This window comes from Corynebacterium amycolatum (assembly GCF_016889425.1).
Classification (GTDB): Bacteria; Actinomycetota; Actinomycetes; order Mycobacteriales; family Mycobacteriaceae; genus Corynebacterium; species Corynebacterium amycolatum.
In genome coordinates this window covers 1,277,507-1,291,386 of the sequence record NZ_CP069513.1, presented here as the reverse complement: position 1 = coordinate 1,291,386, position 13,880 = coordinate 1,277,507, and the positions used below count along the sequence as shown (strand labels likewise).

The 13,880-nt window shown below is 60.5% G+C and carries 11 protein-coding genes and 2 tRNA genes; 4 read left to right on the top strand and 9 right to left on the bottom strand.

The features are described from left to right. Complete coding sequence (locus tag I6J19_RS05705; protein WP_038626194.1) at window positions 1–333, top strand: hypothetical protein; 333 nt, start codon at window positions 1–3, stop codon at window positions 331–333. 71 nt (window positions 334–404) lie between these two features. Then, on the top strand, window positions 405–1,988 hold the full coding sequence (locus tag I6J19_RS05700; RefSeq protein ID WP_038626196.1) for a succinic semialdehyde dehydrogenase: 1,584 nt from the start codon (window positions 405–407) through the stop codon (window positions 1,986–1,988). 65 nt (window positions 1,989–2,053) lie between these two features. Here the strand turns inward: I6J19_RS05700 and I6J19_RS05695 are convergent. The 9 genes from I6J19_RS05695 to I6J19_RS05655 form a co-directional block, all read right to left on the bottom strand. Continuing rightward, window positions 2,054–2,127: transfer RNA gene (locus tag I6J19_RS05695), tRNA-Leu, on the bottom strand. A 12-nt stretch (window positions 2,128–2,139) separates the two neighbouring features. Continuing rightward, the gene (locus I6J19_RS05690; RefSeq protein ID WP_038626198.1) at window positions 2,140–3,129 is read right to left on the bottom strand and encodes a Ppx/GppA phosphatase family protein; all 990 of its coding nucleotides are present in this window, start codon (window positions 3,127–3,129) and stop codon (window positions 2,140–2,142) included. Further along, window positions 3,130–3,666, bottom strand: coding sequence for a DUF501 domain-containing protein (locus I6J19_RS05685; RefSeq protein ID WP_016423198.1), 537 nt, complete (start codon window positions 3,664–3,666; stop codon window positions 3,130–3,132). Window positions 3,667–3,793: 127 nt separating this feature from the next. Next, window positions 3,794–4,330, bottom strand: a complete 537-nt coding sequence (locus I6J19_RS05680) for a septum formation initiator family protein (protein ID WP_038626200.1) — start codon at window positions 4,328–4,330, stop codon at window positions 3,794–3,796. 112 nt (window positions 4,331–4,442) lie between these two features. Then, entirely contained in the window at window positions 4,443–5,717 is a 1,275-nt protein-coding gene (eno, locus tag I6J19_RS05675; protein ID WP_038626202.1) for a phosphopyruvate hydratase, read from the bottom strand. An 85-nt stretch (window positions 5,718–5,802) separates the two neighbouring features. After that, the gene (locus I6J19_RS05670; RefSeq protein WP_038626204.1) at window positions 5,803–6,663 is read right to left on the bottom strand and encodes a lytic transglycosylase domain-containing protein; all 861 of its coding nucleotides are present in this window, start codon (window positions 6,661–6,663) and stop codon (window positions 5,803–5,805) included. 71 nt (window positions 6,664–6,734) lie between these two features. Continuing rightward, window positions 6,735–7,760: a MazG nucleotide pyrophosphohydrolase domain-containing protein gene (locus I6J19_RS05665; RefSeq protein ID WP_187402481.1), complete on the bottom strand. Its 1,026-nt coding sequence runs from the start codon at window positions 7,758–7,760 to the stop codon at window positions 6,735–6,737. Between the two features lie 7 nt (window positions 7,761–7,767). After that, a complete protein-coding gene (gene mfd / locus I6J19_RS05660) occupies window positions 7,768–11,394 on the bottom strand; it encodes a transcription-repair coupling factor (protein ID WP_038626215.1) in 3,627 nt (1,208 codons plus the stop codon). A 44-nt stretch (window positions 11,395–11,438) separates the two neighbouring features. Continuing rightward, the gene (locus tag I6J19_RS05655) at window positions 11,439–12,131 is read right to left on the bottom strand and encodes a TetR/AcrR family transcriptional regulator (RefSeq protein ID WP_141737464.1); all 693 of its coding nucleotides are present in this window, start codon (window positions 12,129–12,131) and stop codon (window positions 11,439–11,441) included. 100 nt (window positions 12,132–12,231) lie between these two features. Between I6J19_RS05655 and I6J19_RS05650 the strand changes: the two genes are divergently transcribed. Then, a tRNA-Gln gene (locus tag I6J19_RS05650) sits at window positions 12,232–12,302 on the top strand. 87 nt (window positions 12,303–12,389) lie between these two features. Continuing rightward, entirely contained in the window at window positions 12,390–13,880 is a 1,491-nt protein-coding gene (gene glmU, locus I6J19_RS05645) for a bifunctional UDP-N-acetylglucosamine diphosphorylase/glucosamine-1-phosphate N-acetyltransferase GlmU (protein WP_038626219.1), read from the top strand.

The window sequence follows — 13,880 nt, the reverse complement described above, 5'->3', positions numbered from 1 at the left end:
ATGTCTGATGACGTTGGCTACGATCCGGATACCACTGGTGACTTCGACGAGACCACGCTCGATGGCTCGGAAGGGCTCGATGGTGATTTCCTCACCGGCGATGGCGAGAATTATGTGATGGATCCGCCTGACCGCTGGCGGGGCGCGTCTCCGCATGACACCCTCGGCAAGCGGTTGGCAGAGGAAAAGCCGGACATCGATGTCGACGATGATCTGAATGATGACCCGGAGATGCGCTACGGCGATGTCGACGGCCACGAACCGTTCGAATTCGGCAACGATGGTCCGCGCGACCCAGACCGCAACCGACGGATGGGCTGGACTACCTACTAAACTTTTCTAAGTTTTAGTAGTTTTGCCAAATTTTCTATCTCGGGGTGCCGTACGACAGTAGTATCTGTGCCATGACAGCATCTACTGCCACGACAAACCGAACTACCATCCGCAATCCGCTTAACGACGAGCTCGTTGCCCGCCTTCTTCAGCGCGTCACGGTAGCTGATAAGTCGAAGACCGCCACTATCTCGGCGCCATTTACCGGCCAGGAGCTGGCGCAGATTCCTGTCGGTACCCAGGCCGATGTCGACGAGGCCTTCAAGCGTGCCCGTGCGGCGCAGAAGAAGTGGGCCCGCATGGCACCGGAAAAGCGCGGCGAAGTGCTGCACCACTTCCACGACCTGTTGTTTACCCACTGCGACCAGGTGCTGGATTTACTGCAGGCCGAGACCGGCAAGAACCGAGCCAGTGCCCACGAGGAGCTCGTACACACCGCCATCACAGCTCGTTACTACGGCAACCAGGGGCCGAAGCTGCTGGAGCCGAAGCGAGCACACGGCGCAGTACCGGTGCTGTCCAAAACCACCGTTTATCACCACCCCAAGGGTGTCGTCGGTGTTATTGCGCCGTGGAATTACCCGCTGACTCTCGCGGTTTCCGACGCGCTAGCTGCGCTGATGGCCGGTAACGCCATCGTGCTCAAGCCGGACAGCACCACTCCGTTTACCGCTCTCTTCGCTGTCGATTTGCTCTACCGCGCTGGTCTTCCGGAAGATCTCTTCCAGGTCATTCCAGGTCCGGGTCGCGTGGTCGGCCAGGGCATTGTCGGCCAGTGCGACTTCCTGATGTTCACCGGCTCCTCCGAGACCGGCCGCTCACTGGCACAGCAGTGCGGCGAGCGCCTGATTAGTTTCTCCGCGGAGCTCGGCGGCAAGAACCCGCTGATTGTCGCTGAGGATGCCAACATCAACCGCGCGGTCGAGGGCGCGCGCATCGGCTGCTTCACCAACTCCGGTCACCTGTGCGTGTCCATTGAGCGAATCTATGTCGTGGACTCCGTCTGGGACGAATTCGTCCCGGCATTCACCGACCGCGTGAAGGCAATGTCCATCGGCGCTGGCTACGAGTGGGAAACCGAAATGGGCTGCCTACAGTCGCAGGGGCAGTTCGACATCGTCAAGTCCATGGTCGACGAGGCCATCGAGGCCGGCGCCACTGTACTGGCCGGTGGTCGTCCTCGTCCCGATCTGGGACCGCTGTTCTACGAGCCAACCGTGCTTACCGACGTCCCGGAGGGCGTCGCCCTGCTGACCGAAGAGGTATTCGGCCCAGTAGTAGTCCTCCAGCGCGTCTCGGATGTTCATGAGGCCATCGCCAAGTCCAACGATTCCCGTTATGGCCTCAACGCTTCGCTGTGGACCTCCCCGCGTCGCGCAAAGGAGCTGGCTCCACAGCTTGAGGCCGGCACCGTCAATGTCAACGATGGTTTTGCTGCGGCCTTCGCGTCTGTCGATGCCCCGATGGGTGGTTTCAAGGATTCGGGTGTGGGCCGTCGTCAAGCAGCGGGCGGCTTGCTGAAGTACACCGATGCGCAGACGGTGACCGTGCAGCGTCTTTCCCCGGTGTCGATGCCACAGATGCCGCGTGAGCTGTACTCGAAGGTGTTCAACACGGCACTTGTTCTCGGCAAGAAGTTCAACGTCCTGCCGTAATACGTGTGTAGCGCACACAAATAGCAAAAGGCCAGGTAGAAAAACGCTTCTACCTGGCCTTTTAGTGCCCCCAGTGGGACTCGAACCCACACTGAAAGGATTTTAAGTCCTCTGCCTCTGCCAATTGGGCTATAGGGGCCCCTAAGAAAGATTAATGGGCGATATGGGTGTCTACCAAACTCGCCACAATTCCGTCGAGGATATCCTTCTCGCTGATGTAGAAAAAGCGCTGCTCTTCCTTGGCTGCCTCGGAAAGCGGCAACGCCTCAAACATGTCTATCAGACCGTCAACAATGATGGAACCACCGGCGAAGACATCCGCGCGCTTCGGGTGCATGACCGGATTCGCAGCAAGGGATTCCGCATCGGTCTCGACGACGGATGCTGTCAACGCACGCAACGCCGCAAAGCGCAGCTGCGACAGGTGGATTGCCTCCGGGTCGTAGGTTTCTAGGCCCTGTGCCAGCGCCGACAGAGTGGTGAAGGTCCCGGCGCAGCCGACGATGGTGCGAGCCTTGTCGACAGGCACCTTCGCAACAATCTCGTCGGCCAGTTCCGCAACATACGAACGCGCCTCCTGGACCTGCTCCGCCGTCGGCGGCGAGGCCTGCAGGAACCGTTCGGTCAAGCGCACACTGCCCATAGCCACGGAATCAGAGCCGGCTACCGTACCATCGTGGTCACCGACAATAACCTCGGTGGAGCCGCCGCCGACGTCGATGACGCAATACGGCCCCAGCTCGGGCTCCAAGTCATCGACTGCCCCGCGGAAGGACAGCGCGGCTTCCTCGTCGCCGGAAATAACCTCGGCCTCTGCACCCCACGGAGCGAGAATCTCGCGGGTCATGGCGAAGAAATCGTCGCGGTTGCTTGCGTCGCGCGTCGCCGATGTCGCCACCATTCGGACTGCTTGGACTTTTTCGACTTGCATAAGCTCTGCATACTTCGTCAGAGCCTCCCGCACGCGCTCCAGTGCCTCCGGGGCCAGCATGCCAGTGGCATCCACGCCCTGGCCAAGGCGGACGATTTCCATCAGTCGGTGCAGTTCTGTGATTTCGAGAACTCCATCGACGACCTCGACCCGGCTGATAAGCAGTCGAAGCGAGTTAGTGCCGCAGTCGACGGCAGCGAGAGTCGTCATTTATCCCTCCACCCCCGGATACGCAATACCGAGCTCGGAAATCGTCGGCCAGTCCGCGGGAATCGCGGTGCCGCGCAGCTTCTCATTCTCCGCCGCCAGCGCCACTGACTCCGTACCCAGTCGGAAGTGATCCGGCCCCTTTGCCAACGCGTAGGCAATAAGAACGTGTAGGCACTTCACGCGCGTCGGCATGCCACCACCGGAGAAGTCCGTGCCCAGGTCTTCCATCTCATTGCGCTCCGCCAGAAACGCCTCGTGTGCACGCTGGTAATCGGCGGCAAGCTCTTCGTCACTTTCCAGACGCGCGGTCATTTCCTTCATCACGCCGGTCGTCTCCAACCGGGAGGCCTCCGCGGTGAGTCGCGGATCAGTCAGGTAAAAGAGCGTGGGAAACGGAGTGCCATCGTCCAAACGAGGCTTCGTCTTGACCACACCAGGAGTGCCGTCGGGGCTGCGGTAAGAGATGTCCACTACACCCCGTGGTTCACGTCCGAGCTGCTCCGCTATCACTTCCAAATCTGCGGTATCCACAGACATCGGTCACACTCCTTTTGCTTCCGTTTTACTGACACATAATCTCACAGTCGCCTTACAAGCGCGTTGTTTCGCTTTACGACGGCACACTCCGCCGCGCATTCAACCCCACCGAGAGCACTACGGAGATTTAGGACTCCGGTACCGTCGGCAAGCTCTCAGGCCTCGTTGCCTGATCGCGCCCCGGATTAGGGCGAGTCTCTTCAGGCTCGGGCGGGATGGAAATGGAATCCCACAGAGTCTCGTACCACTTCTTGGCCTGGTGCTGCGGCATTTCCTCCGGTTGCGTCACGGGCTGTTCGCCCACTGCCGGATCGAGGATACGGAATGGGGTCTCCCCCGGCTCTACCAGCCCCAGGCGCAGACGTGCCTGCTCCTTGATATAGGCAGGGTTGGAGTAAAGCTCCTTTTCATCCTCTAGCTGCTCAATTCGCTGTTCCATGCGAACAATATTGTCCTGCGTTGCGGCTACATCCGCCTGCTGTTGTGCAAAAGTCCGCAGCGGGATTGCGAGAACAGATACTAAGAAAAGTACCAGCAGACCAATCCCGATCTTCTGTGCCGTGCTCAGCGAGCGCATTCCCGATGCGATTGCCGCTGCCGAACGCTGCCCCGCCCCTGCAGGGCGCGACTGTGTTCCGCGGCGAGATCGGTCCGATGCACTCATGCCCCACACTCTACCCGACCGCCAGCCGATGAAATAACAAAAACCCGCCCACAACCACGTGCGTGGTGCGGGCGGGCAATGCTATACGCAGCTTTCGCAGCGTATCAACTGCTTACTTAAGACGCGGGAAAGCGCTGCGGCCAGCGTAGACTGCAGCGTCGCCGAGGTACTCTTCGATGCGCAGCAGCTGGTTGTACTTAGCAACGCGCTCGGAGCGAGCCGGAGCACCGGTCTTGATCTGGCCACAGTTGAGACCGACGGCCAGGTCAGCGATGGTGGTGTCCTCAGTCTCACCGGAGCGGTGCGACATCATGGTCTTGTAACCGGCGTTGTGGGCCATTGCGACGGCCTCGAAGGTCTCAGACAGGGAACCGATCTGGTTGACCTTGACCAGCAGAGCGTTAGCGGCCTTCTTCTCAATGCCCTCAGCCAGACGCTTCGGGTTGGTAACGAAGAAGTCATCGCCGACAATCTGGACCTTGTCACCAAGCTGAGCGGTCAGCTTGGTGTAGCCCTCCCAGTCATCTTCCTGCAGTGGATCCTCGATGGAGACGATGGCGTAGTTCTCAACCAGGTCAGCGTAGACATCGGCCATCTCCTCAGCGGTGTGCTCGCCGCCCTCGAAGTGGTACTTGCCGTCCTTGAAGAACTCGGAAGAAGCCACGTCGAGAGCCAGAGCGACGTCGTCGCCCAGCTTGTAGCCAGCGGCCTCAATTGCCTCAACAATCAGGTCAAGAGCAGCCTTGGTGGAGTCAACCGACGGAGCGAAGCCGCCCTCATCGCCGAGACCAGTGGACAGACCCTTGTCCTTGATGACCTTCTTCAGTGCGTGGTAGACCTCAGCGCCGACACGCAGTGCCTCCTTGAAGGTCGGGGCGCCAATCGGAGCAATCATGAACTCCTGGACGTCAACGCCGGAGTCCGCATGTGCACCACCGTTGAGGATATTCATCATCGGGACCGGTAGAACGTGGCCGTTCGGGCCACCGACATAGCGGAACAGGTCCAGGCCAGCGGACTCAGCAGCGGCCTTGGCAACGGCCATGGACACACCGAGAATGGCGTTGGCACCCAGGCGAGACTTGTTGTCGGTGCCGTCCAGCTCAATCATGGTCTTGTCAACCAGACGCTGATCCTCAGCCTCGAGGCCAATAATTGCGTCCTCAATCTCCTCGAGCACCGCGCGGACAGCCTTCTGGACACCCTTGCCCAGGTAACGATCCTCACCATCGCGGAGCTCGTGAGCCTCGTGTACACCGGTAGAGGCACCGGACGGAACCGCAGCGCGGCCCACAGCGCCGTCTTCCAACAGCACCTCAACCTCAACGGTCGGGTTACCACGGGAGTCCAGAATTTCGCGTGCGTTCAACTCGATGATTGCAGCCATAGGTCACCTTTCCGCCGGAACCGTTCCGGCACATGACTCCAATTGTGGCACGGTTTGCCAACCTTCGCCTTAAATCCTTTTCACCCTATGCGGGCTGATTCAGCGCATAGTTCGCCGCAGCGTCCCGAACATCGCGAAGATACTGCTCAGATTGGTTATATGAGCGAATTGCAGATGCCCACCCTTCCGGGGTGGCGAGGTCGCGTTCCCCACTGCAGAGCATCCGTGCGGTTGTCGCAGTCGCGTCGTCGATGTTGTTGGGGTCGGCGACACCATCACCCGAAGCATCCATCGCAAAGCGATGCCATGTCTCGGGAATAAACTGCATCGGCCCCACAGCGCGGTCATACTCTGTGTCACCGTCGAGTTCGCCATTGTCAGTATCGAGAACCTCGGCGAAGCCATTCGTGCCGTCCAGCGGCGGGCCGATAATCGTCGGACGCACTACCCCATCGGCACCGATATGCGCCGGCTTGAGCCAATTGCCCGAGTACGTGCCATGATTAGTCTCCACCTTGCCCAGTCCTGCAAGCGTGTTCCACTCCAGGTGGCAGTTCGGGAACTGTTCGGCCGCAATCACATATGCGTTGCCGTAGGCGCGGAGGGCGTCCTCAGAAATCCCCGTCTTCGGGGAAATCTGCTGCGCCCACTGTCGGAGCTGTTCAGAGGTGCGCCCGGGCGCGTTGACATCAATCATCGGCGGTGGCTCAGCCGCGGCAGGCGGCACATTGTCCGGAATCGGCTTCTTGGTCAACGACGGGATAACGGGTCCAGTGAACATCGCCAACGCCCCAACCGTGCCAATGATAATCAGCACCGCCAGGGAGGTTAGACCGAGGCAGCCACAGCCTCGCGAGGACTTCTTTTTCCCCCTACTGCGGCCACGCGACTTCGCCCCGCGGGGTGCGGGGTGCGCGTATTCATCAAAGGGAGAATTAGAAGGCATGGGGAATTACTCTACGGGGTGAACCGTAAAAATCACTCAAACTCGAGGACAGAAATCACTTTTGTTGGAAACTAGCTGTCGCTTTCCGACGGGCCGAGGTCCTCAGCCCCTTCGTTATCTTCGCTGCCCGCTGCCCACTGCTCAGCACTACCGGCCTGCTGATTCTCCATCTGGGCCAGCTCAGCCAGGAATGCGCGTGAAGCCTGTCGGGTCCGCTCTTCAGCACCGGACTCAGTCTCCAGTCCCGGGGTCGGGACCAGAATCTCCACTGGAATGTCGGCATCGGACAGTCCCAGCGCACGTGCGCGGCGGATGGCTTCCTCAGCCAAAGTCAGAGCTGGCAACTGCGTAGCCGGGTTCGAGCGCGGACGTCCGCGGCCGTAAGTCCACAGTCGCTCCTGCTCTTCCTCCGAGACCATTTCTCCCTCGGCCACAGTGCCGTCGAAGAGGTACGGCTGACGAGCTCGCATCTTCAAAACAAAGTCGGTCGCCACGTCGTCGAAGTCGAAGTCCTCAGCGATTTCAGCGTGGAAGAGGACTTGCAGCAGCAGATCTGACAGCTCGCTACGAATGTCACCGCCTTCGTTGACTGCATCGACAAACTCGTAGGTCTCTTCAATGAGATACGGCAGCAGGCTCTTGTGCGTCTGGCGAGCTTCCCACTGCCCCGTGCGCCGTGCGGCCGCCATGATGTCCACAGCCTCGACGACGTGGGGCAGACGAGCTGCGGCAAGCTGTTCCTGCAGAGTCAGCGGTTCTGCCACTGGTTCCGATTCTGGTTCCGGCGCCGACTCCTGCACGGGAGCCGCGGCAACCGGAGCGGCCGGGTCCGCTGGAGCTGCTGGGTCCGGCGCATCATCCAGCTCGACCGAGTAGACTTTCTCGCCCGCATCGAGGCGATCGAGTACCTCATCATTTTCCATATCGGTGGTGACCAGAATCTCCGCCCGAGACACCGAGTGCCCACCGGCGTCGGCGATTGCCCAGCGCACACGGATCGGGACTTCTTCGGTGTAGCTGACTTCACCGGTCAGCAGGCTAGCGGCTTCCAGCGGAATCGCAGTTGGAAAGCGGCTATCGAGCTTGATGATAGTCATACGTTTTCTAGTCCTTTCCCATGTGCGAGATATCCATACGTGGAATTCCCGCCATCGATGTCAAGAAGTCTGCTACCCACTGCACCAATGCAATATCGCGGACAGGTTTTGCCCGCAACCCTCGCCCTTCCTTCGGCATTCCGACGGAAACCGTGCGCGTTGCCGCACGATAGGTCGCCTGTGGATACAGGCGCTTGAGACGCACCTGCTTGGAGTCAGCAAGCTCCATAGGGGTTATTCTAATGTGCGCCCCCATGGCTTGAACTTCATGCACGCCGAATTCCCGGCAAATAATTCGAAGCCGTGAAATAACCGCCAGTCTCTCCACCTCAATGGGTGGGGTTCCGTAACGGTCGACGAGCTCTTCGAGCACTACGTCGATATCGTCCAGCGCACTGGCGGCAGCAAATTTGCGGTACGCCTCTAGACGTAGGCGTTCCGACGACACATATTCGGCCGGAATATTCGCATCCACCGGCAAATCAATCCGAACTTCCTTCGGTTCGTTATCGGAAGCATCCGGAGTTTCACCATCGGCCACTGCCTTCAGTGCAGCCACGGCCTCGCCAACCAGTCGGACGTACATGTCGAAGCCGACGCCGGCAATGTGACCGGACTGCTCCGCACCGAGGATATTTCCGGCTCCGCGCATTTCCAGGTCCTTCATGGCCACGGCCATACCGGCACCCAAGTCATTGTTCTGCGCGATCGTGGACAGACGGTCGTAGGAAGTCTCCGTCAGCGTCTGATTCTCCGGGTAGAGGAAGTAGGCATAGGCGCGCTCACGGGAACGGCCCACGCGACCACGCAGCTGGTGCAGCTGGGAAAGACCCATATGGTGAGCGTTTTCCACAATCAACGTATTCGCGTTGGCAATATCCAGGCCGGTCTCCACGATGGTGGTACACACCAGCACGTCGTACTCGCGCTGCCAGAAGCCCTCGACCGTGCGCTCCAGCTGCTCCTCCCCCATCTGACCGTGGGCCACTACCACACGGGCCTCGGGCACCAAATTGCGGATATTCTGTGCGACCTTGTCAATGGTTTCCACCTTATTATGCAGGTAGAACACCTGACCGTCGCGAAGCAGCTCGCGCCTGATAGCAGCGGCGACCTGCTTGTCAGACTGCGCGCCGACGTATGTCAGCACCGGGTGGCGGTCCTGCGGCGGGGTAAGAATCTGGCTCATCTCGCGGATGCCGGCAATCGACATTTCGAGCGTGCGCGGAATTGGCGTTGCGGACATGGTGAGCACGTCGACGTGGTGACGCAGCGCCTTGATGTGCTCCTTGTGCTCGACGCCGAAACGCTGCTCCTCGTCAACGATGACCAGACCGAGTTCTTTCCACTGCACGCCGGTCTGCAAGAGACGATGCGTGCCGATAACAATATCGACCGTCCCATTCTTCAACCCTTCGAGAACCTCTTTGGAGTCCTTCGGTGAGGTGAAGCGGGACAGCCCGCGGATGGTGACTGGGAAGCCCTCCATACGCTGAGTGAAAGTAGTCAAATGCTGCTGTGCCAACAGCGTGGTCGGCACCAACACTGCTACCTGACGGCCATCTTGAACCGCTTTGAAAGCAGCACGCAGTGCCACCTCGGTCTTGCCGTAGCCGACATCGCCGATGAGCACGCGGTCCATCGGTACCGGCTTTTCCATGTCGGACTTGATTTCGTCGATGGCCTGCAGCTGGTCCTCAGTCTCGGTGAAGGGGAAGTTATCCTCCATCTCCTGCTGCCACGGCGTATCCGGCGCGAACGCGTGGCCCGGCGCGGCTTGACGCTCGGCGTAGAGCTTGACCAGCTCTTCCGCAATCTCGCGGACAGCGCCACGGGCCTTGCGCTTGGTGGACTTCCAGTCCGAGCCGCCCATCTTCGACAGCGCGGGCTTTTCGCCGCCGACATAGCGCGACAGCAGATCCAGGCTCTCCATCGGCACGTAGAGCTGGTCCGAGGGGCCTCCGCGCTTGCTCGGTGCGTACTCGAGCACCACGTACTCGCGGCGAGCCTGATCCTCGCCCGTGCCGATGGTGCGCTCAGTGAGCTTCACAAATCGACCGATGCCATGAGTGTCGTGTACGACATAGTCGCCGGCCTTCAGTGCCAGCGGATCCACGCGACCACGGCGCTTCGCCGGTTTACGGCGACCACCAAGGGCACCTTCCGCGATGCGGTTACCCGTGATGTCCTGCTCAGTAATCAGAGTCAGCGCGCCACCGGGAATACGCGGGAACACCAGGCCGCCGTGCAAAACACCCTGGTAGACGGTAATTCTCCCGGACTCGGGATACTCCGGGCCCGCCGCCATGCGCGTCGCAATTCCGGCTTCCCTAAACCTTTCCGCTTGCCGACGCGCGCCCGCGGGCGTCGCCGCCACGTACGCCACTCGTTCCCCCGCGACCGTGGCATCGCGCAGCTGCCTCATCAGGTGACCAATTTCCTTTAAGTCACCGCGTGGCGCGGGCCCAGGCTCAAAGGTTAGCGGCAGCACATCATCTTCGGTGACCCCCGCCTCCAACATGCCGGGCGGGGAAATATGCCACGAGGTGGGCATCGGGATAGAGGCCAAGCTACGGTAAGCGCTGGGCTCCAGACCATCGGTGGCGATTGGCGCCGAGCCACCCATCGCGGCCGTTTCCCACGCTGCGGCCATAAACTCCTCGCCCGCACTAATCAGGTCCTGCGCGCGAGAGCGAATGCGCTCCGGCCCGCACATGAGCACATGCGTTTTCTCCGGCATGACCTCGGTGAGCATCTTCATCGGATGCTGACTAATCAGTGGAATCAGCGACTCCATGCCCTCCACCCACTGGCCATCACCGATGCGGGTGAGCATTTCTTGGACCTGTCCAGAACGCGTAGTGGCGAGTTTCTCCGCGGCGCCCTTCACGTCGTCGTCGATAAGCAGTGCACGACACGGGAAGATATCCAGCTGGTCGACCTCTATCTCAGAGATCGTGCGCTGGTCAGCGACGGAAAAGGCGCGCAGGTCGGTAACCTCGTCACCCCAGAGCTCGATACGAACCGGCAGCTCTTCGGTCGCCGGGAAGACATCGACGATGCCGCCACGCACGGCAAACTGACCACGCCTGCCGACCATGTCCACATGCGAATAGCCGTGATGCACCAGCCACTCAACCAGGTTCTCGCAGTCCTGGTCCAGCTGGATGTGGATGGGCGCGCTGGCTTCAGCCTCGAGGTCGTCCACAATCGGCTGCACCAACGAGCGCACCGCTGCAATCAGAACGTCGACTTTGCCCCGGCGAACGTCGTAAAGCGCCTTACGACGCTGCGCCACAGTATCCACAGCCGGCGAAAGCTTCTCATGCGGGAGCGTCTCCCACGAGGGGAACATAGCTACACGGTCGCCGATCATCGACTTGACCTCGGCAGTCAGGTCCTCCGCCTCACGGCCAGTAGCCGTGACGACCAGCACCGGCACCTTCGTGGACATGGCGTAAATAAGGTGCGAACGCACCGCGTCCGCACCCGTGAGCGCCAGCCCGTCTTCGCCGACGCGCCCGAGCACGCCGACAAATTGAGGATCCGTGACAACGAGGCTTTCCAGCCCCGACAGCGGGTTCGGCAGAATGCTGGGTGTGGCTTTCGCCGAGGAAGACGCAGAAGTTGGCATAGCCCCAATATAACCATGCACCCCGGATTCACCCTGCGCGCTGGTTAGCCGTTCTCCGCCACCTGCATCGGGTCTGCCGCAGCACCTGCTCCGAACTTCGCGCCCTCAGCGGCCGCTGGTACATCAGCGGAGCCATGCAGAGTCGGGGCCCCCTCCATGCCGGCCAGCCCGTTCCAGCACAGGTTCACGATGTGCGCCGCCACCGTCTCTTTATCCGGACTGCGCTTCTCCATCCACCAGCGAGCAGTCTGCGAAACCATACCGACCATGCAGTTTCCGTAGAGCACCGACATGGCCGGGTCGAAACCAGCGCGTTTGAAAGCCTCGGAGAGGATAGGCGTAACCGACTCAGTGGCATTATTCAGCAGCGTCTCATAGCCACCCGCCACACCGGGGTCGCGAGAAATAATGGAGAATCCCTCCGGGTTTTCCTCGACATAAGTCAGCAATGCCAACACCGCCTGTTCGATGCGGTAACGCGAGCGCCCCAGGGACAACGCTTCCCTAATCGTGGCCTCCAGGGTCTTCATCTCCTGGTCGACGACTGCCTGGTAGAGCCGCTCTTTGGTACCAAAATGCTCGTAGACAACCGGCTTTGACACCCCGGCTGCGGCAGCGATCTCCTCCATTGAGGCGGCATCAAGCCCCTTGGCGGCAAAGATTCCACGGCTGACTTCTGTCAGCTGAGCTTTGCGCTGTGGACCGGTCATACGTCGTCTCGGAGAATTAGAGGCCATGCTTTTAGATTAGTGGCTAAAGTCTTGCTATCGTATATCGCAGGCGCAAGCGAGCCGGCTGAGTCGACTCAGCCATGCAATTTTTTCGCGTTCGCCCCATTCTCCCATGGTGTAATGGCAACACTCCGGTTTTTGGTACCGGCATTCTAGGTTCGAGTCCTGGTGGGAGAGCAAGCGGGGGGCCGGCCCCTTAATTAAGAAGTGACTTTTCGCCCCGCCGTGACCGTGATGCACCCTGACCGAGGAGTAGCAAGTTTCATGTCAAACGGTTCGGCCACCGCTGTGGTCATTCTCGCCGCGGGTCAAGGCACCCGAATGAAATCCGATACGCCGAAAATGCTGCACGCTATCGGCGGTCGCACCATGTTGGAGCACGCGCTCTATGCCGCCAAGGGCATTAGTCCGGATGAGATTGCTGTTGTCGTTGGCCACCAGCGCGAAAAGGTAATCGACGCCATCGGCACCTGGACAGAGAAGGCCGAGCACTCCAACGACGTCGTCATTGCCCCGCAGGAAGAGCAAAACGGTACCGGCCACGCTGTTCAGTGCGCACTGGAACACCCTGAGCTGCAGAATTTCGATGGCACCATCTTGGTAACCACTTCCGATGTTCCGCTGCTGGATTCCGAAGCGCTCCAGGCGCTGCTCGAAGAACACAACCGCAAGCCACGCGCTGCCGTGACCGTGCTGACCTCCACTGCTGAAAACCCGCACGGTTACGGCCGCATCGTTCGTAACGCCGACGGCGAAGTTCTGCGCATCGTGGAGGAAAAGGACGCCTCCGACGAGGAACGTGAGATCACCGAGGTCAACTCCGGTGTCTACGCATTCGATGCCGAGACCCTGGCAAACGCCCTCAAGCAATTGGACACCAACAATGCCCAGGGCGAGCTCTACCTCACCGATGTCATTGGCATCGCCCGGGAGGCCGACCGCTCAGTGCGCGGCCACCGCCTCGCCGACGCCACCGTCGTCGCCGGTGTCAATGACCGCGTACAGCTGGCTACCCTTGGCCGCGAGCTCAACCGCCGCACCTGCGAGGAAGCTATGCGCGCAGGTGCCACTCTCGTCGATCCGGACACCACGTGGATTGATGTTGAGGTGGAGATCGGACGCGATGTCACGATTCTGCCGGGCACCCAGCTGCACGGCAAGACTGTGATTGGCGACGGGGCCACCGTGGGACCGGACACGACACTGACCAACATGGTCGTCGGCAAGCGCGCCAGCGTCGTGCGTACGCACGGTTCCGATTCGGAGATCGGCGAGGATGCGACGGTCGGACCGTTCACCTACATTCGCCCGAACACCAAACTCGGTGTCGGCGCGAAGCTCGGTGGCTTCGTAGAGGCGAAGAACGCGCAGATCGGAAACGGTTCGAAGGTTCCGCACCTGACCTACGTCGGCGATGCGGAGATTGGCGAGCACTCCAACATTGGCGCCTCCAGCGTGTTCGTGAACTACGACGGTGTCAACAAGCACCGCACCGTTATCGGCTCGCATGTTCGCACCGGCTCCGACACCATGTTCATCGCTCCGGTGACCGTGGGTGATGGTGCGTACTCAGGTGCAGGTACTGTTATTAAGGACGACGTTCCTCCGGGAGCATTGGCGGTCAGTGGTGGCCGTCAGCGCAACATCGAGGGATGGGTCGAGCGGAAGCGTCCAGGTACCGCTGCTGCTGAGGCAGCGCAGGCGGCGCAGGTAGCTGACAACGCTGACAACAACAAGGAAGACCAGGAAGGCTAG